A 26,934-nucleotide genomic window follows, 5' to 3' on the forward strand; every position below is an offset into this window, starting at 1 on the left:
CAGCCAGGCGCAGAGACAAGCGGCGCAGGAAGAGTGCAAACAAAGGGGGGATGAAACAGCTCGGATTAAGGAGGTGAAACATAGCCCGCCGGTTTTCGGCAGGCTCACAACGGAGTGGGTCTGCCTTTATAACGTGTGAGTTACAGGGTGACTGTCCAATTGTGTGCTCCTGAAGTGAAAGTGCGGGAATTTTATGCCGGGAGGGAATCGTTGTAAACCACGCTGATAGTTTCCTTCCTAAACCTTTTATCAACAACCTGGCGATACTTTTTAAGCATAAGTTGTCATAAATAAGCCAGAAGCAGTTGAAAATCGCGAATACTGGCGATTATTTAGCCAACAAACAGTATTTATCGCTGACAGAACACTGTAATTATGCGGTTTTGTAGTGATTCACGCCACCGTTCGTCGATTTCACCCTGCCATCTGCCCGCAAATATCGCGTATCGAAAATTATCCTCTTTTCGGTCGCTGAATGCCCCTCCCCGGCGCTTTTTCACCATTGAATGCGGCTTTGGCTGTGCGTAAGATTCTTGTTACACCGTTTACAATCACATAAGAAATAAGAAACATTTATGCAAGCTTCCATCGCGCCATCCACCGACACCGATCCGGACGCCACGCCCGTAAACTCACGCGGCAAAGTGGTGATCGCCTCGCTGGTCGGAACCGCTATCGAATTTTTCGATTTTTATATTTATGCGACGGCAGCTGTGATCGTCTTTCCGCATATCTTCTTCCCGCAGGGCGATCCGACGGTCGCCACCCTGCAGTCACTGGCCACCTTCGCTATCGCCTTTATTGCGCGCCCGATTGGCTCGGCCCTCTTTGGCCACTTTGGTGACCGCGCCGGGCGTAAAGTGACGCTGGTGGCTTCTCTGCTGACCATGGGGATTTCGACCGTGGCTATCGGTCTGCTGCCGGGCTACGACACCATTGGCGTCTTTGCGCCGCTGCTGCTGGCGCTGGCGCGCTTTGGCCAGGGTCTGGGCCTCGGCGGCGAATGGGGCGGTGCAGCCCTGCTGGCAACGGAAAACGCCCCGGCGAAAAAGCGGGCGCTGTACGGTTCGTTCCCGCAGCTGGGCGCGCCTATCGGCTTCTTCTTTGCCAACGGTACCTTCCTGCTGCTCTCCTGGCTGCTGACCGACGAGCAGTTTATGAGCTGGGGCTGGCGCGTTCCCTTTATCCTGTCTGCCGTGCTGGTACTGATCGGGCTGTATGTCCGCGTATCCCTGCACGAGTCGCCGGTATTCGCTAAGGTACAGAAAGAGAAAAAACAGGTCAAAGTGCCGATTGGCACCCTGCTGACGAAGCATCTGGGTACCACCATTATCGGTACGTTCATTATGCTGGCGACCTATACGCTGTTCTACATAATGACCGTCTATTCCATGACCTACGGCACCACGGCGGCCCCAAATGGGCTGGGCATTCCCCGCAATACGTTCCTGTGGATGCTGATGGTGGCGGTGATTGGGTTTGGGATCATGGTACCGATTGCCGGGCTGCTGGCAGACCGTTTTGGTCGTCGTAAGACAATGATCGTCATCACCCTGCTGATTATCGGTTTTTCGATGGTGTTCCCGTCGATGCTGGGGTCCGGCGATCCGGTGCTGATCATGGCTTTCCTGATTTGCGGCCTGAGCGTGATGGGCCTGACGTTCGGCCCGATGGGTGCGTTACTGCCAGAGCTGTTCCCGACCGAAGTCCGTTATACCGGCGCGTCGTTCTCCTACAATCTGTCGTCGATTCTGGGGGCCTCCGTTGCGCCCTACATCGCTACCTGGCTGGCCCATAACTACGGCCTGTTCTACGTAGGCGTTTATCTGGCTTCGATGGCCTGTCTGACGCTGATTGCGCTGATCCTCTGCAAAGAGACACGCGACGAATCGCTGTTTAACTGAGCCACTGCGGGCCGACCCAAAAGAAGGTCGGCCCTGCAGGCGTAACGGACCGTCCCGCGCACTATTTCCCGTTTTTCATCTGCTGCAACACGCGCGTGCACTGATTATCGTCGTTATCACTCGGCGAGACCAATGCCAGCAGCGCCGCAGCAGGCCCGACGACCGCACCCAGCGCGACCGCTGCCGCACCGCGTGCGATCAGCGGACCCGGTTTCACGCCGGCATCCGGATTTTTAAAGGTGCCGCGCACGTACAACGGTGAACGCAGGGTGACAATCCTGATGCCCTTACTGTCAGGGTTAATCGACAGATCCAGACGCTCGTTAGCAAAATTGGCCGTGCCGGTGATGTTGATAATCGCGTTTTCCGTGTCAAACACAAACAACCGCGACGTGGCCAGACCGTTTTTCACGTCCAGGTTCGCCGCCGCGCAGTTTATTCTCACCTCATCATCACCAAACAGTTTACCCACCACATAATTGCCCACGTTCAGGCCAACGATTTCCATCAGGCTGCGGCTGATCAGGCCATTATTCATCAGCAGTTTCAGATCGCCATTGCTGGTCGCCAGCAGGTCAGCCACCGAATTCCCGCGCCCGCTCAGGGTGGCATCACCGTTCAGCTGGCCCAGCGCGCTCTGCATCGCCTCAACGCCCGGGAACAGCTGGCGCAGCTTGAGCTTACGGGCATGAAGGTCAATACGTCCCTGCATGGGCGCTTTTTTGCCCTCAAGACGAACACTGGCATTCAGGCTGCCTCCGGCCATGCCAAAGCTCAGCGGATCCAGACGCAGCGTACCGTTTTTCAGTATCAGATGGGTGGAGAGATCGCTGATCGGCAGGGAACTGCTGTGTTCAATGCGGCGGCCTTTAAAGGTGACATCCGCGTCCATCACATCCCAACTTTTCGTGTCAAAGGTGTCATGCGGAAGCACACGGTCAGCAGGCTGGGAGGACGACTCACCGCGTCCGGTCTTCGCTTTTGCGGTCTTTTCACTGCCTTTGCCTGAATCAACACCGATCAGCGGCCCGAGATCGGCCATACGCAGCTGGCGGGACTCCAGCGCTCCTTCCAGCGTTGGCCGGGGTTTGCCCTGGCTGTAGGTCAGGGTGCCGTGGATATCACTGTCGCCGATATGCCCATTAAAGTTTTTATAGCGGAATACCGCTCCGCCCTTCTGCCGGAAGTGCGCGGTCAGATGGCCGTCGGTTTCATAAGGGGGGGTGTCCGGCAGCAGGACGCCGGTCAGGCCATACAGATTGGCCAGCGTATCCCCGGCGAAACGCAGGCGGATATCCACTCCGCCGAGATTCATCGGATCCTGCACTGTGCCCGCTAACCGTACACGGGTCGTGCCGTTACGCACATCGGCCTGCACGGGGAAGGGGGTGTTCTCACTGCGCAGCGACAACATGCCGCCCGTTTTGCCCTCTCCGCTGAGCTTTTCGTTGTTATAGGTGCCGCTGGCGCGCCAGCCGAAGACAAAGTCAGACGCTCCTTTTTGCCCGTCCTCCCCCCCGGCCAGCTGGTCATAGGGCACCGGTTTCCCCAGCGGATCAACGGCCACCTGTATATCGGCCTTATTCACTGCATCGCGGTAGCTGATGTGCCCCTGGTCAAAAACAACGTTATCCAGGCGGAAAGACCAGGCGGATGGCTTATCCTCCCCCGGGTTCCCGCTGTCAGCGAGGGTAAATGTCCAGTTATTCTTGTGGTCAGCGGTCTGTACCAGCTTCGCTACCGGCTGTTGCAATTTAATCCACGGCAGGTAAACCTGCTTACCCAGCAGGGCCAGCGGTGAGAGCGTGGCGTCGATACGCGCCAGATGCAGCATCGTGACATCGGGGATTTCAGGGGGGTTGCCCAGCATAATATCCTGGGCATGAACATGCGGCCAGGGCACCCAACTGCGCCAGCCAGGCTCGTCACGGTGACGTTCCCAGGACACGCCCAGATCGCCACGAATGGCAAAGGGGCGATTAATTTCAGTGGAGACTTTCTGATTAATGGTGGGCTTCAGACGATTCCAGTCAAAGGTGGCAATGACCAGGATCACCCCCACCACCAGCACCACCATTATCCCCACAATCCAGCTTATGATTTTCCCCGTACGCGACATTCGTCGTCTCCTTGATAGCTATCCGTCTCTGCTAAAGATAGTCGAGACGACAGCACATGGCATCAGACGAGGGTCAACGGCAGGGTCTCCAGCTGATCAAACGGCATGGGTCGGGCAAAGAAGTAGCCCTGAGCGGCACAGGCCGGGGAGTTACGAACCTGCTCCCACTCCTCTTCGGTTTCCACCCCTTCAACAATCACACCTTTGCAGTAGCGATTGATCAGCGCCAGTAACATACCAAACAGGTTGCGACCTTCTTCACTTTCACGCAGCAGGATAAACAGCTCACGAGCGAGTTTGATATAGTCATATTTCAGTTCGGTCAGCGCGGAAAAGTTCGCCATACCGGAGCCAAAATCGTCCAGCCACAGGGGGCCCAGTTCAGGCATCTGGGCGATGATCACTTCCTGCGGTAAGACATGGTGCTCAACCAGCTCAAAACGCACCCAGGGGCAGCGCGCAATCAGCTGACGAACGGTACTGTCGTGCTGGATAGCCAGCAGCGTTGGCCCGTCGATATTGACCGAAGCCACCATATTCGTGCTGACAAATTTTCTTTCCCATCTGGCCAGCAGCGTTAGCTGCTCGGCCACAATATGCAGACGTTGAGGGATCTCAAGCGTCGCAAAATATAGCTCCGGCGATACTCTCTGACTCGGGGCGGCCGGGTGGAACACCGCCGTGAGCAACTCAATTGCCATCAGGCTACCGTTAACCCGGTAAATGGGCTGGAAGTTATAGGAACGCTGGCACTGCTGCCACCAGGCAGGTTCTTTAAGCTGCTCTTGTTCGACAATGGCGTTCGGTAACCGGTGACTGAGGCTATTCAGCACCATTATTGTGACCCTTTTTATGTGAGACCGCCTACATATGGCATCCCGTGTTGCAAGTATCGACAGCGTCCCTGAGAACTTTACCCATCCCGCAGCCACGAAAATGTCACCCATGGTAACAAACGTGTGGTATTTCAATCGCTAAAACAGGCATAACTTAGGGCGTTTTATCAGCAGTTGGCGGGGAATAAACTGACATCACAATAAATTTAAAACGTCGTTTTAAATCGTTGACTGTTTTCTTCTGCAGGGCGAGACTAAGGACAGATTTCTTATTGAGCGAATGACCATGACGCAACAGAAACTGGCCGTGATCGGCGAATGTATGATTGAACTCTCCCAGCAGGGCCGCGACATGAGCCGGGGGTTTGGCGGGGACACCCTGAACACGGCCGTGTATGTCGCGCGCCAGGTCCCGCAGCAGGCACTGCGCGTTGATTATGTCACCGCGCTGGGCGTTGACAGCTTCAGCCGCGAGATGATGGCCGCCTGGCAGAGCGAAGGACTGCACACCGACCTGATCCAACAAAGGGAGGATAAACTGCCCGGACTGTATGTGATCGAAACCGATCCGCAGGGGGAACGTACCTTTTACTACTGGCGCAACGACGCCGCCGCACGTTACTGGCTGGAGGGGGAACGCGCGGAAGCAATCTGCCGTCAGCTGGCCCACTACGATTATCTCTACCTGAGCGGCATCAGCCTGGCGATTCTCACTGTCCCGGCGCGGGAAAAATTGTATGCGCTGCTCGCCGCCTGTCGTGCTAACGGCGGGAAAGTCATCTTCGATAATAATTATCGTCCGCGCCTGTGGCAGAGTCATGACGAAGCCCGGACGGCCTACCAGGCAATGCTCTCCTGCACCGATATCGCCTTCCTGACGCTGGATGATGAAACCCTGCTGTGGGGGGACGCGCCAGTGGCAGAGGTGATCGCCCGCACACAGCAGGCGGGTGTCAGTGAAATTGTGATCAAACGCGGGGCCGACGCCTGCCTGGTGGCCAGCGGCAAAGCCCCGCTGCTGGAGATCCCGGCCGTTCGTCTGCCGCCGTCAGCCGTGGTGGATACCACCGCTGCCGGGGACTCCTTCAGTGCGGGCTATCTGGCTGTGCGTCTCACCGGCGGCAGTCCAGCAGATGCCGCGCGACGCGGGCACCTGACGGCCAGTACGGTGATCCAGCATCGCGGTGCGATTATTCCTCTGGCGGCGATGCCGGACTGACGTTGAAGCGCGGCACGGCGAGCAGCCAGGTGTCACGGAGTGCGTCGGCCGTCGCCCCACGGGCTTTTGCACCGACAGGCCGGTCCCAGCTGATCTTACGGATCGTCGTCTGATAGCGATCGCTATTGCGCTGGTTATCGGCCTGCGAGAGCAGCGGGATCAGCCTCACGCCGAGGTGATCGAGGCTGGGATAGGGCCAGGTTTTCCCGCTGTCGCTGTACGGGGCCATAAAATCCAGCGCCCTGAGCAGGCTGGCCTGCTGCGGCGTGCGATAAGCCCATAAATCGCCGGCACCGCTGTGTCGGGCGACGGTCGCCAGCGCCGTCAGTGCCTGCAAATTAAACCAGCTGTAGTGGAAGGATCGGGTGCGCGCCAGTTCTTTCGGCTGGCTGCCGTCGGCGGCAAACTGGTCGTTCATGCGGTTCCTGGCCTGCTGAAGCATGTCACTGATGACCCCCGGACGCCCCAGATACCACGCGATGCCCGCCACCTGCACGTTGTACCAGCTGCCGTGATTGTTCTCCGCCCGTGCTTCACTTTTCCCCAGCCTGCTGGTCTGCAGCCAGTGCAGATAATCACTCATCCACCGCTGCATCTGCCGCTCATCCTCCTGTCGCCAGCCCGGTGCATTGCGCAGGATCAGCAGGGAATCGACGACGCGTGTCGCCAGATAGCGTCCATCGAGCACGCCGGAGCGCCGGCCGTCCGCCCTGCCCGGCACGCCCTGGGCATAGTTCAGGTTGGGATTCATGCGGGTGGCGGGGTCAATAAACCAGTGGCGGATCAGCGCTATCGCCCGGCTGGCGTAACGGTCGTCGCCGGAAAAATACCACGCCAGCGTCAGCACCTGCACCCGGGCGGTAAAGGCTGCCAGCCGCACGCCGTCGCTGTCATTGTTTTTGCTGGCCGGATTGATCTGACCGTCCCGCCGCACCCACGGCAGGCCGCCCGGTGCACCGGCGTCCGGCCACCAGTAAGCGCTCAGGCTGAGATAATCATGCTTTGAGCCGCCGGGTGGCACGAGCCCTTTATCGGTCACACTCATGAGCGGGGCCTTCATTGCCTGGTCAGCCTCGCGCTGCAGTGCCTGCCATGCCTGCTGTGTCAGCGCCGGGGCCTGATGCTGCTGCAGGCGGGTTTTATTCAATGCCAGCGCATCCTCGTTCAGAAAGGCATATTGCTGTGCCGACACCGGCAGGCAGAATGCGGCTCCCAGCAATAAGACGATGACAGGGCGTAAATTCAATTTCATCGCGGCTCCCCGTTTCAATAATTATCGGACAGCATAGCCCGGGCGCAATAATACGCCGAAAGGATTAATCAAAAATCTTGCATCAAATTATTACCAGCCGGTTTCTCTTTCAATAAATTGATTATTTCTGAATAAAAACAGCCAGCGAGTCATTCGTTTGCGTTTAGGAAAGTGTTTTAAAATTTCTAATGTAATGGTGATGAAAGGCAGTCAAGGCGCGGTTTACCGCAGGTTAAGGTGCAAATTTGAGTATATTCCGAAACTGCCTGCCAGCGGTGTGAAATAGTAGACGCCGGAAGCGGAAAACGGCACTGTTTCTCTGCAATGTGCCGTGACAAATAACCCTCTTCATTTTTTCTGCGGCTTCTATAATTTTATTTAACACCATAACAATAATCAGGAGCGCCCATGAACGCTGAAATATTCAACCTCTGGCCTCACGGCGATGCGCCGGGGGCCAGCGACTCGCGGGCGCAGCCGCAGATTATTGATTTGGCCAAACCGTTCGAGCCCTTTGACCGTGCCGCCAGCGGCGTACGCTGCCCGGAACTGGCGGTCTGGCACCCGGAACACTCTAACGGGATAACACTGCTGGTCGCGCCCGGCGGCGGTTACCAGCGCATCATGATCGATAAAGAGGGCAGCGCGCTGGCGATGTTCTTTACCTCAATGGGCTATACGCTGGCGGTGATGACCTATCGCCTGCCTGCAGACGGCCATCATGAAGGGGCTGATGCGCCGCTGGCCGATGCGCAGCGTGCCGTGAGGGTGCTGCGGGAACGCGCCCAGCGGGGCCGTAACGGTGAACGTATCGTGATGATGGGCTTCTCTGCCGGGGGACATGTGGCCGCCAGCCTGGGCAATCGCTTCGGTGACAAGCTCTATCCGGTACAGGATGCGGCCGATGCCCTCTCTCCGCGTCCTGATGCCCAGGTGCTGATCTACCCGGTGATCAGCATGCGCGACGGACTGGCTCATGCCGGGTCGCGTTTGCAACTGCTGGGTGAGCATCCGGATCAGAAGGAGATTGATGCCTGGTCAATGGAGACCCGCGTCAACGGGAAAACACCGCAAACGCTGCTGATCCACGCGGTGGATGATGCATCCGTTCCGGTGAACAACAGCATGGTGATGTTCAGCGCCCTGCGGGAAAACGAGGTGCCCTGTGAGCTGCATTTCTACGAGAAAGGCGGCCACGGCTTCGGCATCCGTAACGTCGCCGATCTGCCTTTAGCCAGCTGGCCGATGCTGGTCAATGAATGGCTGCGCGCGCGCCAGTGGTAAATACGCATTAACGGCGGGCGGACCGCAAAAGCGGGGCCGCCCGACCGGTAAAGCCGCCGCTACTGTGCTGATGTGCTGCCGTCGGTGGGTGCAGCATCAGCAGGCGCGGTTGCAGGGGCTACCGGCGTCATGATTTTCTGCCAGTTCTCCAGCAGCATCTTCACTTTCGTTTCCGGTTCCCCCTGTGGCTGCATCAGCACCATGGTCATATCCTGCGTTAACTGCTGGTGCAGCTCCTGATTAAGCATATCCAGCGTCAGCCCGGATAAAAATGCCTGCCGCAGCTTCTGATACTGTTCCGGCGCAATGTCCACCACCGCATTCTGCTGCGAACGCAAACGCTGGCTCATCAGCACGTCAGTATCGGTTCGCGCATAGGTGGCAAACAGCTTGTTCAGCTCGCTGGTTTTCTGCGCCATCAGCGCATCAAACTCCTGCTGCGACAGCCCTTTATCCCGCACGTTGACCATCTCTCTGGCGATCATTTCCAGATTGTTGTTCAGCGCTGCGTTGTCGGCATCCATATTGATCGCGCACTGGGCACGCTGATACAGCACGCGGCAGTCGAAGCCGACCTGCATGCCCTGGGTTTTTTTATCGCTCAGCACTTTTTGCACGTGCCAGAACAGGGCTTCACGCGCCAGATCGCTCTGCCAGTAACGCAGCAGGTGCTGTGATTCGCGGATGGGCTGCCACGGTGTATCCCACACCAGGGCCAGGCGATCCTGACTGATCGCATTATTCACCAGATTCACCGGCTGCTGTGGCAGCGGCGAAAGCGTGGGCAGTGCAGAAGGCTGGTCCCGCTTGCCCTCCAGCGGAGAGAAAATCTTGTTGATCTGCTCAGACAGGCTGCGGGTGTCCACGTTGCCGACCACAAACAGCGTCATCGCATCAGGGGTATACCACTGTTTATAGAACGCATTGAGCTGGGCCAGATCCACCGGCACTTTGACCGGGGCTCCCGGGTCGTGCGCCAGCATCGCGGAACCTTTCAGGCGATAACGCCACCACACATCCTGAGGGTTGCCCGGCCAGGTGGCAATCGGATCGTCGGCGTTGATGGCGGTGTTGATGACCTGCTCATTAATGGTCATTTTTCCTGCGGTAGCCGCCAGCCAGTTCAGCGCTTCTTTCAGCAGCTCCGGGCGATTGTTCGGCAGGCTCAGGTTGTACAGGGTGTAATCATATGAGGTGATAGCGGGCGGCTGCGGATGCTGCGGGTCAATACTTTGTTGCCACAGCGAACGCTGCTGTGCCGGGTCCAGCGTGGCATTATGAACCAGCGCCAGACGAGGTATCAGGTGGCTATACCCTTCCTGCTGGGCGCTTTCCACCAGCGCACCGGTGTTAACCATCAGGCGGATCTCAACGCGGTCGCTTGGCCGCTGGGGGGTGGTGAGCAACTGCCAGCTAAAACCATTCTCCAGTTTTCCCTGCTGCCAGGCAGGATCGGGTTGGAGTGTTTCAGCCTGTACAGTGCTACTGGCCGCGGCCAGTAATATGCCACCAATTAATAGACGAATTCTGGTGCCCTGCATGTGAACCCCTACTCAATCACAAACCAAAAATTTTTCACTGGCGGTCTACGGCCAGCTTCTGTCTGGTTGACAGATAACTCCGGAAAGCCGCTGTTTTTTAAAGGAACAGCTTCTTAGACCACACATCGGTGAGGATGTCACACAGCGGAATGAAAAATAAAAATGTATGCCGTCATTCGTTCAGGCGGCCTCAAAGCGACACGCGCTGGCCGCAGGGTGAACGTTCTCTGGTCAGTGCGTCGGATGACTGAAAGACGCCAACGCAAAAACCCTGAAGTATGACGGATAGATGAGGGTTATTATGCAAATGCCCGTCGTGAGGGGCAAGTCACGACGGGCATTTGCAGTGATTTTTTGTGAATTAAGTACTTAAGACGACGTTTCAGGCAGTTTTTTGACGTTTTTTACCCGCTTCCAGCGTCTCTTTTAACTGTGTCTCATCCAGCTGCCCCACCCATTTCGCCACCACCACGGTGGCGACGCCATTACCAATCAGGTTGGTCAGGGCGCGGGCCTCGGACATAAAGCGGTCAATCCCGAGGATCAGCGCCAGACCGGCAACCGGCAGATGCCCGACGGCGGACAGCGTTGCGGCCAGCACAATAAATCCGCTGCCGGTCACCCCCGCAGCCCCTTTGGAAGAGAGCAGCAGCACCACCAGCAGGGTGATCTGATGCCAGATATCCATATGGCTGTTGGTCGCCTGAGCGATAAATACCGCCGCCATGGTCAGGTAAATGGAAGTGCCATCAAGGTTGAAGGAGTAACCGGTTGGGATCACCAGCCCCACCACCGACTTTTTACAGCCCAGCTTCTCCATTTTGTCGAGCATACGCGGCAGGGCAGATTCAGAGGAGGAGGTCCCAAGCACGATCAGCAGCTCTTCTTTGATATAAGCGATAAATTTGAAAATATTAAAGCCGACCACCCGGGCAATCAGCCCCAGCACGAGCACCACAAACAGCACGCAGGTAATATAGAAACAGATAATCAGCTGGCCGAGCTGCACCAGTGAACCGACGCCATATTTACCGATGGTGAAGGCCATGGCCCCAAACGCCCCAATCGGTGCCAGGCGCATGATCATGTTGATGATGCCGAAAATCACCTTAGAGAAGCTGTCGATAAAGTTGAACACCAGGGTGCCTTTATCGCCCATGCGGTGCAGGGCAAACCCGAACAGAATGGCAAACAGCAGAACCTGGAGAATATTACCGCTGGCAAAGGCACCGACCACACTGCCCGGGATCACATCCAGCAGGAAGGCCACAATGCCCTGCTGTTCCGCCTGCTGGGCATACATCGCCACCGCTTTGGCATCCAGCGTCGCCGGGTCAACGTTCATTCCGGCGCCGGGCTGCAACACGTTCACCACCACCAGACCGATAATCAGAGCAATAGTACTGACGATTTCAAAATAGAGCAGCGCCACCGCACCGGTGCGCCCTACCGCTTTCATACTTTCCATACCGGCGATACCGGTCACCACGGTGCAGAAGATCACCGGGGCAATAATCATCTTGATCAGCTTGACGAACCCGTCGCCCAGCGGCTTCATCTGGGCACCCAGTTCAGGGTAGAAATGGCCCAGCAACACACCGACGGCGATGGCTGTCAGTACCTGGAAATAAAGACTTTTGAACAGAGAAGTTTTCATAAAGAAGGTATCCGTTAACCGCGTTAATTGCTGTTGTTATCATCAAACGACAGCGCGAAAGTAACATCCGGTTAACAGGATTGGTATCGACTGACCGGGCCCTGGAGCCCCATAGCGCCATTTTTAAGAGCTGAATCACGTCAGCCGAAACTTGTATAACTAAAAAAACCAGAGAGACGGGTCTGCTATTCAGGGATGAGAGAGATATTGACGCGCAAACTCCGGCAGCGGCAGCGCTTCAGAGTAAAGGTATCCCTGACCAATATGGATGCCACGCGCCAGCAGCCAGTCACGCTGCTCGTCGGTTTCCACCCCTTCGGCAATCACGTCCAGCTGCATAATCTCGGCAATCGAGGAGACAATCCGCACCATGGTGTCATCCTGCGGCAGTACCGCAACAAAGCTGCGATCCATCTTCAGCTTGGCAACAGGCAGGGATTTAAACTGATTCAGCCAGTTCAGATTGGCATACCCCATACCGAAGTCATCCAGCGCCACGGCAACCCCGGTTTTTTGCAGGGCCTGCAACAACTGCAGTGCCTGCTCAGGTTTACCCACCTCGGCGGTTTCAGTGATCTCCAGCATCAGGCTGCCGGGACAGATGCGGTGACGTTCAATCAGCTCCTGCAGGTGCGTGACCATGGAAGGTTCGCGCAGCTGAATGGCCGACAGGTTGACACTCAGCGTCAGCATAATGCCCTGCTGCTGCCAGGCCGCCAGAATGCGACAGGACTCTTCAAACACCCAGCGCCCGAGGGCGGTGATCACGCCAATCTCTTCCGCGCTGGCAATCAGGTCTTCCGGCAGGCTCCAGCTGCCATCCGGCTGACGCTGACGCAGCAGTGCTTCGGCTCCCACCAGCGCGCCGGTGTTCATATCGATCTGCGGCTGCAGCCACAGGGCAAACTGCTGATCGATGAGGCCCTGTAAAATATCATGCTCCTGCGTGAGCCGTTTCTGCGCCCGTTCGGTCAGCGCCGGATCGAAGAAGCGAACCTGGTTTTTACCTTCATGGCGGGCTGACATCATCGCTGATGTCGCCCGCCCCAGCAGTTCGGCTGCGTTCAGGTTACCGCCTTCATGCTGCACCATGCCAATGCTGACGTTGGGCCGCAGTTGCATATGCTGTAACGTCACCGGCTGGTTCAGACGCAGCATCAGGTTTCGCGCCAGCCGCAGCCCGCGAAACGGGTTATTCGCGCGTTTCACCAGCAGGGCGAAGTCGCTGATCGACAGCTGCGCCAGCACCGTGCGTTCATCAATGCAGTCACGCATTTTGTCCACCAGCGTGAGCAGCAGCGCATCACGCTGGTCGTCAGTCACCAGGCCATTGGTGTCCTGTAACGTTTCAATGCGCACCACCATCACGGTGAACGCGCCGACGGTATTCACCGCCAGCAGATGCTGCTCAAGCAGCGCCAGAAACAGGGTCTTATTCGGCAGATCGGTGACCTGGAAGCGGGTGCTCAGGTGGCTCATCTCATCGTGTGCCGAGGCCAGCATCTGCTGATTGCGGTTGTAGTTACGGATCAGCAAGCCAATTTCATCATTGCGGTGATAGCGTGGCAGCGTCAGTTGATGAGTCAGCGCCTGCTGTGGCGTGAGATCCTGCAGTTCACGGGCAATGTTTCGCAGCGGGCGCACCATCAGCCGGTTAATACACCAGCTGATAGAGACCGACAGGATCAGTGCCAGCAGCAGGTAGGCGGTAACCATGGTTGAGACCGCGCTGAGGATAAACTGATAGACGCGCCAGGAGTCAGCCTGCAATACCAGAAAAGCCAGCGGCTTAGGGTTGGCCGGCTGCACCGAATAGAGCGGAACGGTGATCTGCACCGGCAGCTCAAACAGATCCATGATAAAACGCGGTATGGGTTTCTCAGGTTCAAAATCCGTATGCAGCGCCTGTAAGCCGTTAGGAAGCACCACTTCGGCGCGGGCAAGAATCCCTGCCGGACGCAGCGAATTCAGTATAAATTCAGCCTGAGGAATATCCGCTTTCAGGACGGCCTGGGAAAGCGGCTGACGCACGGTATGCGCCACATTCTCCATCTGCTGGGCGTAGTCAATCCTGCGCTGTTGCACAAAATGAAAAAGCTGTATGACGATAAAAATGCAAATGGTGACGACCGCGACGCTGGAAATCGTCGCCATCTGCTTAATCGTTAACGAACGACTGACGCGCAAGCCTGCTCTCCGAAGCGCAGAATTTACTGTTCAACGCATATAGGGCAAAAAAAACAGCCCTGAGTATATCCTATGGGCTCCGCTTTTTAAGCTATCACGCACCGCAATCGTTCGTTTAGGCGTTTTCCTGGTATTTATACCCGGATCGTGCCTATTTATAGTCCGCATACGGTGTCAGCGGCTGCGGTGGCATATCGAGATTGCCCTGCCAGCCTGCCATAGAATAACGCAGGTACATCAGCCCGTGGCTTGGGGTGTAATCCTTCGCCTGCTGTATATCGACACCCAGCCCGAGCGTCCAGTGTGAGGATAACCGCCGCTCCACCCGCGCCTGCAGCGTGTAGCCCACGCCACTGCCGCCGCCATTGCTGCCCGGCGGATTATCACGGGTCAGTGCGCCGAAGCTCAACGGATAACGCGACTGCGCGTCGGTTTTCGAATGGGAAAGGGACACGGATCCCCCCAGTTCATAGGACCAGTTTTCAGAACGCTGACGCCAGGTGACCGGCACCGACAGTGAGGCATAGCTCTGCGGACTGTAGTAACCGCCCTGGCCAAGGGAGTAATCGCTGAGATCTTTCGCGTAGTGCCACAGCATCCCATTCAGGCCAATGGTCGCACGCCGGTTATTTTCGTTGATTAGCTTATAGTAGTAACCACTCATCAGCCGCTCACGTGAGTTATCCGCCACGTGGGTTCCGCTGATTTGGTGGGCGCTGATATCGGCCCAGATCCCGTGTGCCTCCCCCCGGTCGTAACTCAGGCCGATCGCCCCGCCGGTGGCGACCACTCCGCCCCAGGTTTTACCGCTGGCCGGGTTGGGATCGCGCGCGCCGGCAAAAGCCAGCAGCGAACTGGAAATGGGCCGCCGCGAAGCCGTCAGCGACACGCCGACATCGCCTGCGTCAGTGTTCCAGGTCAATCCGCCCACCCAGTTGGTCACCTCGAAACCAAGAGGCGTGGTGCCGATATCGGCCGACCAGCGGTCGCTGCGCCAGCCTGCGCCAATACTGGTGCCATTCTGATGCTGCCTGAAATCCCGGTCACACCGGGCGTCATCATTGCCACAGGTGCCGAAATTCTCCGTAATATTGCCGCTGCTGCTGCGGGAAAACGTGCCCGCCGAGACGTCGACATTGTCCAGCCGCAGCCAGCTGCGGCCGTCCTTCCACGGTGTTTCCGCCTGCAGCATGGTGGTATGCGCCGTGAAATCAGAAATCCCGCCGGTGCCCTTATTCCGCGAATAGTCCTCCTCCAGTGTGAACACCGTGTCCTGCTGGCGATAGAGGTCTGCGCTGTCGCTGCGGATGCTGCGCCTGAGCCAGTCATCGCGTACATCAGTGCGCGTCAGGCGGGTAAACGCATCATTTCCGTCAGGCCGCTGCGCGGCAATCCCACTGGCAACCATCGCCTGTCGGTAATCAGCCAGCGCCGTATCGGGTTGGCCCTGCCGGGTTTCCAGCCTCGCCGCGTCACGGAACACCAGCGCGCTCAGCTCCGACGGCATCGCTTTTTCGGCCTGCGGTTTTAATCCGGCGTAAAGCGCCGCCGCGCGGCCGGTTTCCCCCACACTGAGCCAGGCATTCGCCACCCGTCGTCCGTTACTGACGCTGGACGCGATCACTGCAGGCGGCAGCGCCTGCAACAGGCGACGGGCGGCAGCAGGCTGATGCTGAGCCATCCGGGTATCGATGTTATCAAGCAGACGCTGGCTTTGCAGACGGTCCGACAGGGCCTGAATATTCGGCGTCCACTGCGCCTGCGGCAATGTGTTCAACTGCTTCAGTGCCTCGTCATCCCGGCCGCTGCCGGACAGCCACAGCCCGTAAGCATAGACCTGCGCCGGATCCTGCGGCTGGCGTCGGGCCATGGCCACCATCAGCGCCTCTGCTGCACCGGGCTGCCCGCTTTCACGCAGCGCCCCGGCGTAGCGATAGTTAAGCCAGACATCATCCACGGCGCCCGGCTGCGCCTGACGGTATTTCTCCACCGCCTGCGTCCATTTGCCCTGCTGCCCCAGCCTGTCGCCCTCATCACTCAGGGCATTGCTGCGCAGGCGGCTGAGGGTTTCGCCCAGCGCCCGTTGTTGTGCGGCGGGCAGCGTATTCAGAAAGTCCAGTGCCCGCTGCGGGGACTGCTGTTGATAGGCCCCCGCCAGACGACGCACTGCCGTGGTATTGCCGGGGTCAACGCGCAGGGCGTCGCGGAAGTGCTGTTCTGCCTGGCCGTTATCTTTCCGCGCCAGCGCCACGTCGCCCAGGCCGATACGGGCGTAGCCGTCTGCCGGATCGAGGGGACGGGCACGCTGATACAGGCGCTCCGCCGTGGCGATATCCCCCGTCTCCAGCGCTTTATCGCCCTGCGCAATCATCAGCCAGTACTGATTGGAGCGCAGCAGACTCCGCCACTTATCGATATCGGCTCCCCCGGCATCCGCCTGCACCGCCCGGCGTAACCAGAGATCGGCGGAGGCACGGTTGCCGGCCCGCGAGTAGGCCTGACCCAGCGCCCCCATCAGTGCCGGATCGTCAGGCGCGCCGCGCAGGGCGGCCGTCAGGGCGGGGATCGCCGTGGCGCCGGCCCCGCTGTCGATCAGGGCCAGCCCGCGCAGCCGCTGCCGGTATGCCGGGTCGGCCATCCTCTTCTCCTGCCTTGCCAGCTCGGCCTGGCCGTCCTCATGCGGCTTATCGCGGGTAAATGTCTTCAGGTAGTTTTTTAACTCCGCCACGCTCTGCTCGCTGACCGGGCGGGACTGAATATGACTCAGCCACAGCTCTGCCGCCTGCGTCCGGCCCGCCGGATTCTCCGCGACGGACTGCAGCTGCTTAACGGCGGCCGGCACGTTATCGTTACTCAACTGCATCTGGGCAATCGCCATGCGCAGGCTGACATTGCCCAGCGCCTGGCGATCCAGGGCCTGCATCTGCGCCAGGGCATGCGCCTGCTGCCCGGGGAGTCTGGCCACCAGGCGCCAGTACTCCAGCGCGATATCATTTGACGGAAATACGCCGTTGAACAACCGATCCCAGGCGTGCAGCGCCTCCTCCAGCCGCCCTGACGCGGTAAGCAGCCGTGCCTGCTGCAGCTGTTGCCGCCCCTCCGGGGTGATCAGCAGCATACTGGCCGCTGCCTGGCGCGTCGCCGGCGCGTCGGGAGCGTTCTGTTGCAAACGGGCCATCAGCTGCGCGGCCTGTGCCTGGTCGCCCTGATGCAGCGCCAGCCGCAGCTTTGCCGCCAGCACGTCCGGGTTTTCCGGGGCGATCTTATCCAGCCGGTAGAGCGACTGGGTGACCAGATCGTACTTGTTAGTCGCCTCGCCGGTGCGTACCTGCTGCAGCAGCCACGCCACGGGCGCGACATCCTCTGCCAGGCTGCCGGGACTGAACGGCAACAGCATTACAGGCAGCAGCAGCCCGGGCAGTCGACGCATCACTCTTCATCATCCTCATCGTACAGGCGACGACGACTGACGGCGCGCATCACCCGCCAGACCAGTACCGCAAACAGGATGACGACCACGCCGGCCAGCGCCGCCAGCCAGAGCGGATGAGTGGCCAGGGCATTCCACAGGCGTTCCCACCACGGCAGATGGCCCACGTAGTAAGTCTCCCCGACCCGCAGGCTGTTAACACCGGACTCACGGATCACCGATACCGAGCCAGACATTGCCGCCCGCTTACCGCTGTCGTTCATTGCGTCAGCCAGCAACTGCCATGCACGCGGGCTGTCAGCCAGCAGGGCGACCACGCTACGCTGTTCAAAGAACGGTGACTGGAAGCCGACCACTGCCGCCATTGGCCCTGCAGAAACGATGGTGGTCTGGCTTTCCGGCTGGCGATCGGCAGCCGGGCCGTCAACCGTGTCCAGCGCAGGCTGACGCACTGGTTTGTTAATCCAGCTTTTTGCGGCCTCCACCAGCACGTTAATACTGCTGTCATCCTTTAAGTCAGCCGGCAGGGTGCCGATCATCAGCAGATCGGCATCCTGGTTTTTTGCCTGTGCCCAGTCATCGGTGAGGCGCACCTTCAGCGCCGGGTAACCACTTTGCGCACCGATGGTTGCCAGCGCATCCAGCAGCGCGGATACCTGCTCAGGCTGTGGCCTGGCGTTCACCAGCACCAGTGTGCTGGCCAGATCGGCCTGACGGCTGAACGGGAAACCGGCGGAAGCAAAGGCACGTAATGATGGCATCTCAATAAAGTGACGATAGCCGGAGAAATCAACGGTAGAGCTGCCATCGATCGTCACATGATTATTCACCGGCACCACCGTTTCACAGCGACCGTCAGCGGTTCCCCCAATAAATGTCAGTCCATAGTCAAAGCTAAAGCGCAGCTGATTCACCACGTCCAGCCGCAGGGCCGGAATGGTCAGGCTGGTCGAGTCATCCTGCAGTCCCTGGATCAGCGGAATACGTAGCAGCTGTTTACTGTGATCTTTTTTCACCACCAGCGGATAGTCCTGCACGAACTGATTATTCAGGTGAACGGCCAGCCGCGAACTGTCATTCAGGATCGGTGAGGTGTAGCGATACTGCAGGTTCATATCGATGCCGCGCGCGCGGATCAGGAACAAATCTGGCGGCAGATTAAGCGTGAGACTGATCGGTGACGGCTGCATCCCGTCAGACTGCAACTGGCCCTGGTACTGCTGCAGCTCGGCGAAAGTGGTGACGCGGTCGGTACGCACCCAGTTTGGCGCATCGTACGGCTGGCGGTCGGCCAGCGGTTTCAGCGCCTCAATAATAGAGGACTGACCGCGCAACAGTAGCTCTCCCTGGGCGATACCCTGTGCCGCCATGATCAGGTCGTTATCATCACGCCCCATCACCAGCAGCATCTTCTGATAAGGGTTATCAGGCTGACTGACAATCGTCACCGTCGGCTTGTTCACCGCAGGCCAGGTTTTCAGGAAATCCGGTCGCTTATCGTTCGTGGCAAACACCACCGCATGCTGATCCTGCGGCAGCTGATTGTACAGCACCGGGAAGTGCTGCCCCCGCCACTGCGCTTTCGTGCCAAACCAGGAGGCCAGGATCCCCGCAGCACGCTGCTCCGTCACATCCGGTGTGGCGGCAAACACCACCGGCAGTGACATGGGTCGGTTATCGCGACGGTCAAAGAACGGTTCCGGGAAGTGCGACAGATCGTCAGTCAGAGGCAGCTTTTGTAGCGTCAGATCCAGGCGGCTCTCTTTACCAATATCCAGCCAGATCGAACTGAAGGCCGGGTTTTCACAAACGTTGGTGTAATGGCCCACCAGCTCGAAGCGAATGCGGTTAAAGTCGGAGATAAAGCGCGGGTCAACAGGCACCTGTACCTGATTTTCTTTACCCAGTTGCTCTGCCGTCAGCGTAACCAGCCCGACCATCTCATCATTCAGGTAGATTTTCAGATGTGACAGGGTGGGAAGCAGTGCCGGCGACGGTCGGAAGTTCAGTGTCAGCAACGCCTTTGTGGCGACCTCATCACTGCGTACGCCGAATTCGATCTGCCCGTCAGGCCGGGTACCGCGCAGGGCAAGTGCTCCGGGCGGCGGGGCAATCTTCTCAAAATTCAGCACCGACTCGCGTACCGGGGCAGCAGGCCGCTGTGGTGCAGGCTCTGAGACCGGAGGCACCGGGGCTTCTTCCGCCTGCCCCAGAGGCATCACACCGATCAACAGCGCGGTAAACCAGCTTTTTTTTATCATCATCATCTTGTCTTCACGGTTGCGTCACGGGGCGGCGCGCGCGCCCCACACTATGAGGGAGGAAGGAAGTTACCCACGCCGCCAGCGTGGTTAAAGCAATAAACAGCTGGCGCAGGCGCGGCGGCCCGTACTCCGCCAGACGCAGATAGCCTTTAAAGCCCAGCACCACGATATCAGCCAGGCTCTGTACCGGTTTATCTTCCGGGAAGCTGTCCTGCCACAGCGCCCAGGTATCGGCACGGGCAAAGGTACACTGAATAAATTCAACGTGCTGCTGAGTGGTGAGGTTATCCAGGCGGATCCCCGCCCGGCGGCCAAAGGTTCGCTGCACCACACAGGGGAAACTGAACTCCTGCTGGCCGCGTTTGAGCAGTAAAAAGACGGTTTCATCGCTGTTCAGGGCATCAGGCTCACGCAGCTCAACGCCCACGCCACCGTCGGAGTAGTCGCGCAGGGTGCAGGGCAGCAGATGCCCGTCTGCACGGGCAATTGCGGCAGGCATCGCCATCTCCACGCGGTGGGCTTCGCGGATTTGTCGGGCTTCAACAGACACCGCCACCGCGCCCCCCAGAATAATCAGGTTATAAAACACCCATACCAGGCTGACCAGTACCGTCAGCACCTCGCTGGTCGGCCCACAGGCGATACGCCAGACACCTACCATCGCCCCGACAACGTTAATCAATACCAGGCACATATACGGCCGGGTGATCACCCAGTCCAGGTGCTGCTCCTCGACCAGCCCCCCTTTAGCGGTCACGTTAAATTTCCCTTTATGCGGATTGAGCAACGCCACAGTGGTCGGTCGGGCAATATACCAGGCCAGTACGGTTTCATAGACTTCACTCCAGAACGAGTGACGCCAGCGCCCCTGAATACGCGAGTTGGTCAGGCTGGTGTGCAGCATATGCGGCAGCACATAGATGGCGATGGCCAGCGCCGGGGCGTAAATGATAAACGAGTGGAACAGCAGGAAGGCCAGCGGTGCCAGCAGGAAAATCAGCCGGGGGATCCCCGCCAGGAAATGCAGCATCGCGTTGGCGTAGCACAGACGCTGCACCAGCTTCAGGCCTTTGCCAAACAGCGGGTTGTCGAGGCGAAAAATCTGCACCATGCCGCGCGCCCAGCGGATGCGCTGGCCGATATGCGCCGACAGGCTCTCCGTCGCCAGTCCGGCGGCCTGCGGAATACGAATATAGGCCGAGGTGTAGCCTTTTCGATGCAGGCGCAGGGAGGTGTGAGCATCTTCCGTGACCGTCTCCACCGCGATGCCGCCAATTTCATCCAGAGCCGTCCGGCGTAATACCGCACAGGAGCCGCAGAAGAAGGTGGCATCCCAGACATCGTTCCCGTCCTGAACCAGGCCGTAGAACAGGGTGCCTTCGTTAGGGGTACGGCGAAAGCGGCCAAGATTGCGCTCGAAGGGATCCGGCGAAAAGAAATGATGCGGGGTCTGCAACATGGCCAGTCTGGGATCTTTAATAAACCAGCCGAGGGTCATCTGCAGGAATGAGCGCGTCGGCACGTGGTCGCAGTCAAAAATCGCCACATACTCACTGCGGCAGACGGTACGCAGGGCATGGTTAATATTACCCGCTTTGGCATGATCGCGGACGTCACGGGCGACGTACTGAATCCCCACGCTTTCAGCAAATTCTCGAAATTCCGGGCGCTGGCCATCGTCCAGCAGATAAATGGTCAGCTTATCCCGGGGCCAGTCGATACCCAGCGCCGCATAAATGGACGGTTTTACCACGCTTAACGGCTCGTTATAGGTGGGCACCAGCAGGTCAACGGTCGGCCAGCTGCTGATATCCTCCGGCATCGACACCGGCTGACGGTTCAGCGGCCAGAGACTCTGAAAATACCCCAGCAGCAACACCACCCAGGCGTAGGTCTCAGCCGCGACCAGCAGCAGACCGAAGGTCAGACTGAGGGGATCATCCCAGTTCAGGGTAGCGTTATAGCGCCACCACAGATAACGACAGGAGATGGTCAGCGACAGAACAATCATCATCATGGTGGGCAGTCTGCCAGGAATACGACGAACCACCATCGCCACACTCCAGAGCACCAGCACAAAAATAAACTGCGTCCAGATGTCGAAAGGCTGGGAGATACAGAGCAGAGCCAGCGCGGTTGCCACCAGCACCGCCACACTAAACAACCCCTTACGCAGCAGCGGGTGCAGCTGGCTTAACCAGCGCTCACTGCGACTTTCCAGCCTGTTGCGCTGCGCCCGCTGCGGTAAACGCTCAAGCCAGCGGTAAAATCGTTTACGCCAGCGGGCCAGCGGGCGAAAGGCATTCAATCGCTGGCGCTCGCTGCGCCGCGAGGCGTCCAGCGGAATAAACAGCAACAACCACAGGCTTTGCACCAGGTAACGCAGCAGATCAGCCGGACGGGGGCGTTCTGGCGAAACCTGCGGGTAGAGGTCACGGCGACGGGCACGGACAGACTGCCATTCAGGGGATTCAAAACGCAGTAATGCCCAGCCCAGCATCACCAGCAGACACTGGAGCGAGGCCGTCAGCACCGGCGTACGATGGTGGCGGTATTGACCATATCGCTGGTGTAATGCCTGCCACACCGGAGGGATCAGAAGCCAGCGAAGTGGGCTCATGCCGCTTTACCTGTGAGATTGATCAGACACCAGGTTGCCAGCGTCGCGATCTCCTCCGCCCCGAGGCTGAGGGGACGATATTCCCCCACCGGCTGTTTGCACAGCAGCGCTTCGGCCAGGGCTTCATCACGGTGGATCAATAATGGCACCATTCCTTTCAGTGAACTCAACCACAGCTGATGCAAGTCCTGCTGCGCCTTGCTAAGGGAACTAAACTGGTTAAGCAGAAACAGGGTATTTGGCGGGAAAATGGTTTGATGCAGGCGAAGATGAGCGTTGCCATCAGCATTCAGCACCACCAGGCTGTGGTCGGCCTGAGCGAGCAGCGTGTCGCTGAGCCGGGGCAGCTCTGCCGGCATATCCAGCAGTATCCAGCGATACGTTTTGCGCAGGGAAGCCAGACGCGCAGCCCACGGCGTCAGTAACGCTTCGGGCTGATGCATAACATTCTGTTTTTCATCAGCCGGGAGGTCACCGAATGGAATGAAGTCGAGCTGTTCGGTATAGCGCATTGCACTCTGCTGCCAGGGCTGCTGTTGACGATCGCTGTATGCCCAGCCTCGGGAGTGCGTTACCGGCATATTAAAGTGAGCCCGCAGCTGGTTATGGGGCGAAAAGTCGATGACCATCGTCCTTTCCCCCAGACGATTGAGCGCCCAGGCCAGCGCAGCCGTAACAGAGGTGGTTCCCACGCCCCCGCGAAGTCCCGACAAGGCAACGATCGGCATTATCCCTCCTTTTTTTGCGGTGAACCCAATTCGCTCAGTAACGGCCAACGGATATAAATTTCGGCCAGTCGTTCATGACGGGCAATATCGATATAACGGAATGCCCCGAGTGAAAATGCCTCACTCAACGCGCTGATATCGTCGGGTTGTTCGCGCTCATGGGATAAAGCAGGACGCTGATTTTTATTCATCTTTTCCAGTCATTATGCAGAGTACTGCCGGTTTGTTAATATGAAGTTATCCGGTTAAAGATTTAAAAATGTGCCACGCACCGGGGAACCGTAGCGGAAAAAGCATTACTGGCTGAAAAAGTAAGGCACGAGACTTATCCTGGGATACTTAGCGCATAAAAGATGAGCACGATATAAATGATTCACTGAAACGTGTTAAGTAGTAATGTATATTTACAGCATAACAATTGGTACGCTTTTTTTTCCAGGCTATCACCCCGCTGGATTATCCCTGGTGCACAGTATCTTATGACGATTTCATATACCTTAGGGCTGGGACAGGTTCAACACGAATTAGCGCTGATGCAACCGCCCGGCTGTTACTGGATAACGGTTAACCGTCAGGAAGATGCACGACGGCTGGTGCGCCAGACAATCGCCTCGCAACGTGCATTGACCCTGATCAGTAGCGCGGATAAACCACAAAGTCTGCTCTCGCCTGCACCCCAGGGCGGCCCCAACAAGATCCCGTTATTCTCTCTGCCTGAAACGGCGGAAGCGCTAATGGACTTAATGGAAGATCTGTCCCGAACCCTGGTCAACAAACCCCGCTTACTGATATTTTACACAGCATTCAGTACATGGGAAAAGTTATCTTCAGCAGAATTAAATCGCTGGCTGAGGGAAATGCAAAAATGGTTAACCGTGCGAAAGTCAACGCTGTTGATTATCACATCCGGGGCTGGCCTAAATGCCCTGCGCAGTGATTTACAAACGCGTTATCGTCATTTAGAAGGATTATCACATCTTGAATGGCAACAGGACAGCTGGAATTACCGAATTAACTGGTGGTGTAATAAAAGTGGGATGCTGGCCGATCGTGCGCTGCGTCTCACTTTACATGACGAGGCGTTCATTCAGATTAATGAAACCGATCACAATACGCCCTTAACACTGAATGATGAAAACGAGTATCTGGCTGAAAAAAGTGCCCTTGAAGGTGCGCCCCCCCTCTCCAGTGCATGGACGCTGTTTGAAGATAACAGCCAGCTGGCAAGCCGGGCGCAGCAGGCCAGTGCCGCCACCATCATCTTTACGCTGAGTCATAACGACCAGGTGGCGACGCTGGCAGGCGATATTCACGGACTGCGCCGCACGCGCGGCAGCGCCCTGAAGATTGTGGTGCGCGAAATGCAGACGGCCCTGCGCTACAGCGATGAACGCCTGCTGCTGGCGTGCGGCGTCAACGCCATCGTCCCCTTTAATGCCACCCTGTCGCGCTTTCTGACCGCCATCGAAGGTTTACAGGGGCAGCACTATAATCGTCATGTGCCTGCGGACCTCAGTATTCTCCTGAAATCCATGCAACCCTTGCAGGAAAAAGGCTATCTTCCACTGGAGCATTTCTGCCGTTCGGTGAAGAGATTAATCGACAACACTATGCTGCCGGAAAACGGAAAAGGTCTGCTCATTGCGCTACGCCCGGTGCCGGAACTCAGCCCGGAACAGGCGCTAACGCTGTGTAAGCCCCGGCGCTACGGTGACCTGATCACCCGCATTGAAGACCGGCTCTATCTTTTCCTCTCCTCCTGTCGTTACAACGATCTGGATACCGCGCTGCACTATATTTTTCATCTGCCGCATGACGAGATTTTTACCAACCGTATGGTGTGGTTCGAGGATCTACAAATCCTCTCTGAAATCCGGCAAATCAATGGCATGGTGCCCAGCGCCTGGCGTGATGCGCCTGCGACCGGGAGTGATCTCCCTGATGCCCCTCCGGCCGCCCCGGCTTCGCCAGACATTCGCCTGATGCCGCAGGAAATTACGCTGACGACCCCTGCAGACAGAAAGGATCAACCATGACGTTAATGGATGGCGTGCAGATCACCATTCTGCTGCTACTGGTTTTATTACTGTTAAAACCGCTTTACACCCGCTGGCTGCCCAGGCAATGGCACGGTGTGTTACACCGCGTTCTTCCTCCCCGCTCTCTTAAATATGAAGGGACGTGGCGGCGTAAATCCTCTGGTTCGGATACCAAAAAGTGATGACCGATCGTGACTCTCAAATTCCGGCAACGCCGTCTGCATGGCGCAACTGGCGCGGGCTGGGTGGCTGGAACTTTTATTTTCTGCTTAAGTTTGCGCTGCTGTGGTTCGGCTATCTGAATTTTCATGCGCTGACGAATCTGGTTTTTCTCGCCTGGCTACTGATGCCGATGCCGTCACTCAGGCTGCATCGCCTGCGCCACGGGCTCTCCATTCCAATCGGCATCGCGCTGTTCTGGCATGATACCTGGTTACCGGGCCTGCAGACGCTGCTCAGTCAGGGCGGCCAGCTGGCAGGCTTCTCTGCCGACTACCTGCTGGATTTAACCACCCGTTTTATTAACTGGCAGATGGTGGGCGGTGCCTTCGTGCTGCTGGTGCTGTATCTCTTTATTGCCCAGTGGATCAGGGTGACGGTGGTGGTGTCTCTGTTTTTACTCTGGGTCAACGTGGTAAACCTTGCCGGCCCGGCCTTTAGCCTGCTGCCGACCCGGGAAACCGCACCGCCGGCGGCGGCGAATGTTACGCCGGCAGCGAAGAAGGAGACGGTGAGCGGCATGGAAGAGACGCTGCCACCGACCAGCGCGAATCTGACGGCTCATCTCAACGCCTTTTATAACAGCGAAAAACAGCGTATCACGCCGTTCCCGGACGCGCTGCCTGCCGACGCTGCGCCATTTGATATTCTGGTGATCAATATCTGCTCGCTGGCATGGTCTGATATTGAGTTTGCCCGACTGCGCGAGCATCCGCTGTGGCAGCACTTCGACGTGGTGCTGAATAACTATAATTCCGCCACCGGCTACAGCGGCCCGGCGGGGATCCGCCTGCTGCGCGCCAGCTGCGGCCAGAGTTCGCACAGCGACCTGTACAAGCCCGCCGATGAGCGCTGCTATCTGTTCGATAACCTGGCGAAACTGGGCTTTAAGCAGCAGTTGATGCTCGACCATCCCGGCGTGTTTGGCGGCTATCTGCAGGAGCTGCGTGAGGACGGTAATTTGCAGGCACCGCTGATGTCACAAGCCGGCATTAAGCCCGAGCTGACCTCTTTCGACGGCGAACCGGTGTTTAACGACGCGCAGCTGATGCAGCGCTGGCTGGACGATCGGCAAAAAAGCAGCGATACCCGTAGCGCGACCTTCTATAACCTGATCCCGCTGCACGACGGTACGCGCGACCTGGGCAGCAGTAAAACCGCCGCCTGGCAGCCGCGCGCAAAACTGCTCTTCGACCAGTTGGATGAATTCCTGACCAACCTGGAAAAATCTGGCCGCCGGGTAATGGTGCTGGTGGTGCCGGAGCACGGTGCCGCGCTGGAAGGCGACCGGATGCAGATGTCCGGCCTGCGAGATATCCCCAGCCCGTCGATTACCCATGTTCCGGTGGGTATCAAGTTTGTCGGTATGAAGGCCCCTCACGCCGGTAAGCCGCTTGATGTCAGTACGCCGACCAGCCTGCTGGCGGTCTCTGAGCTGATTTCCCGCGTGGTGGATGGGCAGGTATTTAATGCGGCTAACGTGAACATGGCTACGCTGACTGCCGACCTGCCGCAGACGCCGGTGATTTCCGAAAATGATAATGCGGTGGTGATGATGTATCAGGGCAAACCCTGGATCAGGTTGAATGGTGGAGACTGGGTGGCCTATCCGCTTTAGGGACGTTTGCCCTGTGC

At 58.0% G+C, this 26,934-nt stretch carries 17 protein-coding genes; 6 read left to right on the forward strand and 11 right to left on the reverse strand.

Going from position 1 to position 26,934, the window contains the following annotated elements; genetic code table 11:
- Window positions 1-575 precede the first annotated feature (575 nt).
- Window positions 576-1,904: an MFS transporter gene (locus EPE01S_RS07255; protein WP_062743937.1), complete on the forward strand. Its 1,329-nt coding sequence runs from the start codon at window positions 576-578 to the stop codon at window positions 1,902-1,904.
- A 61-nt stretch (window positions 1,905-1,965) separates the two neighbouring features.
- Here the strand turns inward: EPE01S_RS07255 and EPE01S_RS07260 are convergent, their stop codons facing one another.
- Together EPE01S_RS07260 and pdeH are read right to left on the reverse strand one after the other, a co-directional pair.
- Complete coding sequence (locus EPE01S_RS07260; protein ID WP_062743938.1) at window positions 1,966-4,023, reverse strand: AsmA family protein; 2,058 nt, start codon at window positions 4,021-4,023, stop codon at window positions 1,966-1,968.
- 62 nt (window positions 4,024-4,085) lie between these two features.
- A complete protein-coding gene (gene pdeH, locus EPE01S_RS07265; RefSeq protein ID WP_062743939.1) occupies window positions 4,086-4,859 on the reverse strand; it encodes a cyclic-guanylate-specific phosphodiesterase in 774 nt (257 codons plus the stop codon).
- Window positions 4,860-5,145: 286 nt separating this feature from the next.
- Between pdeH and kdgK the strand changes: the two genes are divergently transcribed.
- Window positions 5,146-6,078 carry a 2-dehydro-3-deoxygluconokinase gene (kdgK, locus tag EPE01S_RS07270; RefSeq protein WP_062744131.1) on the forward strand — a complete coding sequence of 311 codons (933 nt, stop codon included), beginning with the start codon at window positions 5,146-5,148 and terminating at the stop codon, window positions 6,076-6,078.
- On the opposite strand, the gene EPE01S_RS07275 is transcribed toward kdgK, so the two are convergent.
- Complete coding sequence (locus EPE01S_RS07275) at window positions 6,050-7,330, reverse strand: alginate lyase family protein (protein ID WP_062743940.1); 1,281 nt, start codon at window positions 7,328-7,330, stop codon at window positions 6,050-6,052. The genes kdgK and EPE01S_RS07275 overlap by 29 nt on opposite strands.
- A 408-nt stretch (window positions 7,331-7,738) precedes the next feature.
- Between EPE01S_RS07275 and EPE01S_RS07280 the strand changes: the two genes are divergently transcribed.
- Window positions 7,739-8,614 carry an alpha/beta hydrolase gene (locus EPE01S_RS07280; RefSeq protein WP_062743941.1) on the forward strand — a complete coding sequence of 292 codons (876 nt, stop codon included), beginning with the start codon at window positions 7,739-7,741 and terminating at the stop codon, window positions 8,612-8,614.
- 59 nt (window positions 8,615-8,673) lie between these two features.
- On the opposite strand, the gene EPE01S_RS07285 is transcribed toward EPE01S_RS07280, so the two are convergent.
- The 8 genes from EPE01S_RS07285 to bcsR form a co-directional block, all read right to left on the reverse strand.
- Window positions 8,674-10,155: a M16 family metallopeptidase gene (locus tag EPE01S_RS07285; protein ID WP_062743942.1), complete on the reverse strand. Its 1,482-nt coding sequence runs from the start codon at window positions 10,153-10,155 to the stop codon at window positions 8,674-8,676.
- Between the two features lie 382 nt (window positions 10,156-10,537).
- A complete protein-coding gene (locus EPE01S_RS07290) occupies window positions 10,538-11,812 on the reverse strand; it encodes a dicarboxylate/amino acid:cation symporter (protein ID WP_062743943.1) in 1,275 nt (424 codons plus the stop codon).
- A gap of 189 nt (window positions 11,813-12,001) precedes the next feature.
- A complete protein-coding gene (hmsP, locus tag EPE01S_RS07295) occupies window positions 12,002-13,999 on the reverse strand; it encodes a biofilm formation regulator HmsP (RefSeq protein ID WP_062743944.1) in 1,998 nt (665 codons plus the stop codon).
- 151 nt (window positions 14,000-14,150) lie between these two features.
- Complete coding sequence (locus tag EPE01S_RS07300; protein WP_062743945.1) at window positions 14,151-17,429, reverse strand: cellulose synthase subunit BcsC-related outer membrane protein; 3,279 nt, start codon at window positions 17,427-17,429, stop codon at window positions 14,151-14,153.
- Entirely contained in the window at window positions 17,429-19,693 is a 2,265-nt protein-coding gene (gene bcsB, locus EPE01S_RS07305; protein WP_062744132.1) for a cellulose biosynthesis cyclic di-GMP-binding regulatory protein BcsB, read from the reverse strand. Before bcsB ends, EPE01S_RS07300 begins: the two co-directional genes overlap by 1 nt.
- Window positions 19,694-19,703: 10 nt before the next feature.
- Window positions 19,704-22,313, reverse strand: a complete 2,610-nt coding sequence (gene bcsA, locus EPE01S_RS07310) for a UDP-forming cellulose synthase catalytic subunit (RefSeq protein ID WP_062743946.1) — start codon at window positions 22,311-22,313, stop codon at window positions 19,704-19,706.
- Window positions 22,310-23,041 (reverse strand): cellulose biosynthesis protein BcsQ, encoded by a 732-nt coding sequence (gene bcsQ, locus EPE01S_RS07315; RefSeq protein WP_062743947.1) that lies wholly within the window; start codon window positions 23,039-23,041, stop codon window positions 22,310-22,312. Before bcsQ ends, bcsA begins: the two co-directional genes overlap by 4 nt.
- Window positions 23,041-23,232 (reverse strand): cellulose biosynthesis protein BcsR, encoded by a 192-nt coding sequence (gene bcsR, locus EPE01S_RS07320; protein WP_062743948.1) that lies wholly within the window; start codon window positions 23,230-23,232, stop codon window positions 23,041-23,043. Before bcsR ends, bcsQ begins: the two co-directional genes overlap by 1 nt.
- Window positions 23,233-23,520: 288 nt before the next feature.
- On the opposite strand from bcsR, the gene bcsE reads away from it, so the two are divergent.
- The 3 genes from bcsE to bcsG are packed head-to-tail and all read left to right on the forward strand — an operon-like array spanning window position 23,521 to window position 26,917.
- Window positions 23,521-25,077 carry a cellulose biosynthesis protein BcsE gene (gene bcsE, locus EPE01S_RS07325; protein WP_062743949.1) on the forward strand — a complete coding sequence of 519 codons (1,557 nt, stop codon included), beginning with the start codon at window positions 23,521-23,523 and terminating at the stop codon, window positions 25,075-25,077.
- A complete protein-coding gene (gene bcsF / locus EPE01S_RS07330; protein ID WP_062743950.1) occupies window positions 25,074-25,262 on the forward strand; it encodes a cellulose biosynthesis protein BcsF in 189 nt (62 codons plus the stop codon). Before bcsE ends, bcsF begins: the two co-directional genes overlap by 4 nt.
- Entirely contained in the window at window positions 25,262-26,917 is a 1,656-nt protein-coding gene (bcsG, locus tag EPE01S_RS07335; RefSeq protein ID WP_062743951.1) for a cellulose biosynthesis protein BcsG, read from the forward strand. The genes bcsF and bcsG overlap by 1 nt, the downstream gene beginning before the upstream one ends.
- The last annotated feature ends 17 nt before the right edge of the window (window positions 26,918-26,934 follow it).

This window comes from Erwinia persicina NBRC 102418 (assembly GCF_001571305.1).
GTDB classification, from domain to species: Bacteria; Pseudomonadota; Gammaproteobacteria; order Enterobacterales; family Enterobacteriaceae; genus Erwinia; species Erwinia persicina.

Coding starts and splice junctions, on each gene's coding strand:
- EPE01S_RS07255 (WP_062743937.1), top strand. CDS start 576: ATGCAAGCTTCCATCGCGCCATCCACCGACACCGATCCGGACGCCACG.
- EPE01S_RS07260 (WP_062743938.1), bottom strand. CDS start 4,023: ATGTCGCGTACGGGGAAAATCATAAGCTGGATTGTGGGGATAATGGTG.
- pdeH (WP_062743939.1), bottom strand. CDS start 4,859: ATGGTGCTGAATAGCCTCAGTCACCGGTTACCGAACGCCATTGTCGAA.
- kdgK (WP_062744131.1), top strand. CDS start 5,146: ATGACGCAACAGAAACTGGCCGTGATCGGCGAATGTATGATTGAACTC.
- EPE01S_RS07275 (WP_062743940.1), bottom strand. CDS start 7,330: ATGAAATTGAATTTACGCCCTGTCATCGTCTTATTGCTGGGAGCCGCA.
- EPE01S_RS07280 (WP_062743941.1), top strand. CDS start 7,739: ATGAACGCTGAAATATTCAACCTCTGGCCTCACGGCGATGCGCCGGGG.
- EPE01S_RS07285 (WP_062743942.1), bottom strand. CDS start 10,155: ATGCAGGGCACCAGAATTCGTCTATTAATTGGTGGCATATTACTGGCC.
- EPE01S_RS07290 (WP_062743943.1), bottom strand. CDS start 11,812: ATGAAAACTTCTCTGTTCAAAAGTCTTTATTTCCAGGTACTGACAGCC.
- EPE01S_RS07300 (WP_062743945.1), bottom strand. CDS start 17,429: ATGCGTCGACTGCCCGGGCTGCTGCTGCCTGTAATGCTGTTGCCGTTC.
- bcsB (WP_062744132.1), bottom strand. CDS start 19,693: ATGATGATAAAAAAAAGCTGGTTTACCGCGCTGTTGATCGGTGTGATG.
- bcsA (WP_062743946.1), bottom strand. CDS start 22,313: ATGAGCCCACTTCGCTGGCTTCTGATCCCTCCGGTGTGGCAGGCATTA.
- bcsQ (WP_062743947.1), bottom strand. CDS start 23,041: ATGCCGATCGTTGCCTTGTCGGGACTTCGCGGGGGCGTGGGAACCACC.
- bcsR (WP_062743948.1), bottom strand. CDS start 23,232: ATGAATAAAAATCAGCGTCCTGCTTTATCCCATGAGCGCGAACAACCC.
- bcsE (WP_062743949.1), top strand. CDS start 23,521: ATGACGATTTCATATACCTTAGGGCTGGGACAGGTTCAACACGAATTA.
- bcsF (WP_062743950.1), top strand. CDS start 25,074: ATGACGTTAATGGATGGCGTGCAGATCACCATTCTGCTGCTACTGGTT.
- bcsG (WP_062743951.1), top strand. CDS start 25,262: ATGACCGATCGTGACTCTCAAATTCCGGCAACGCCGTCTGCATGGCGC.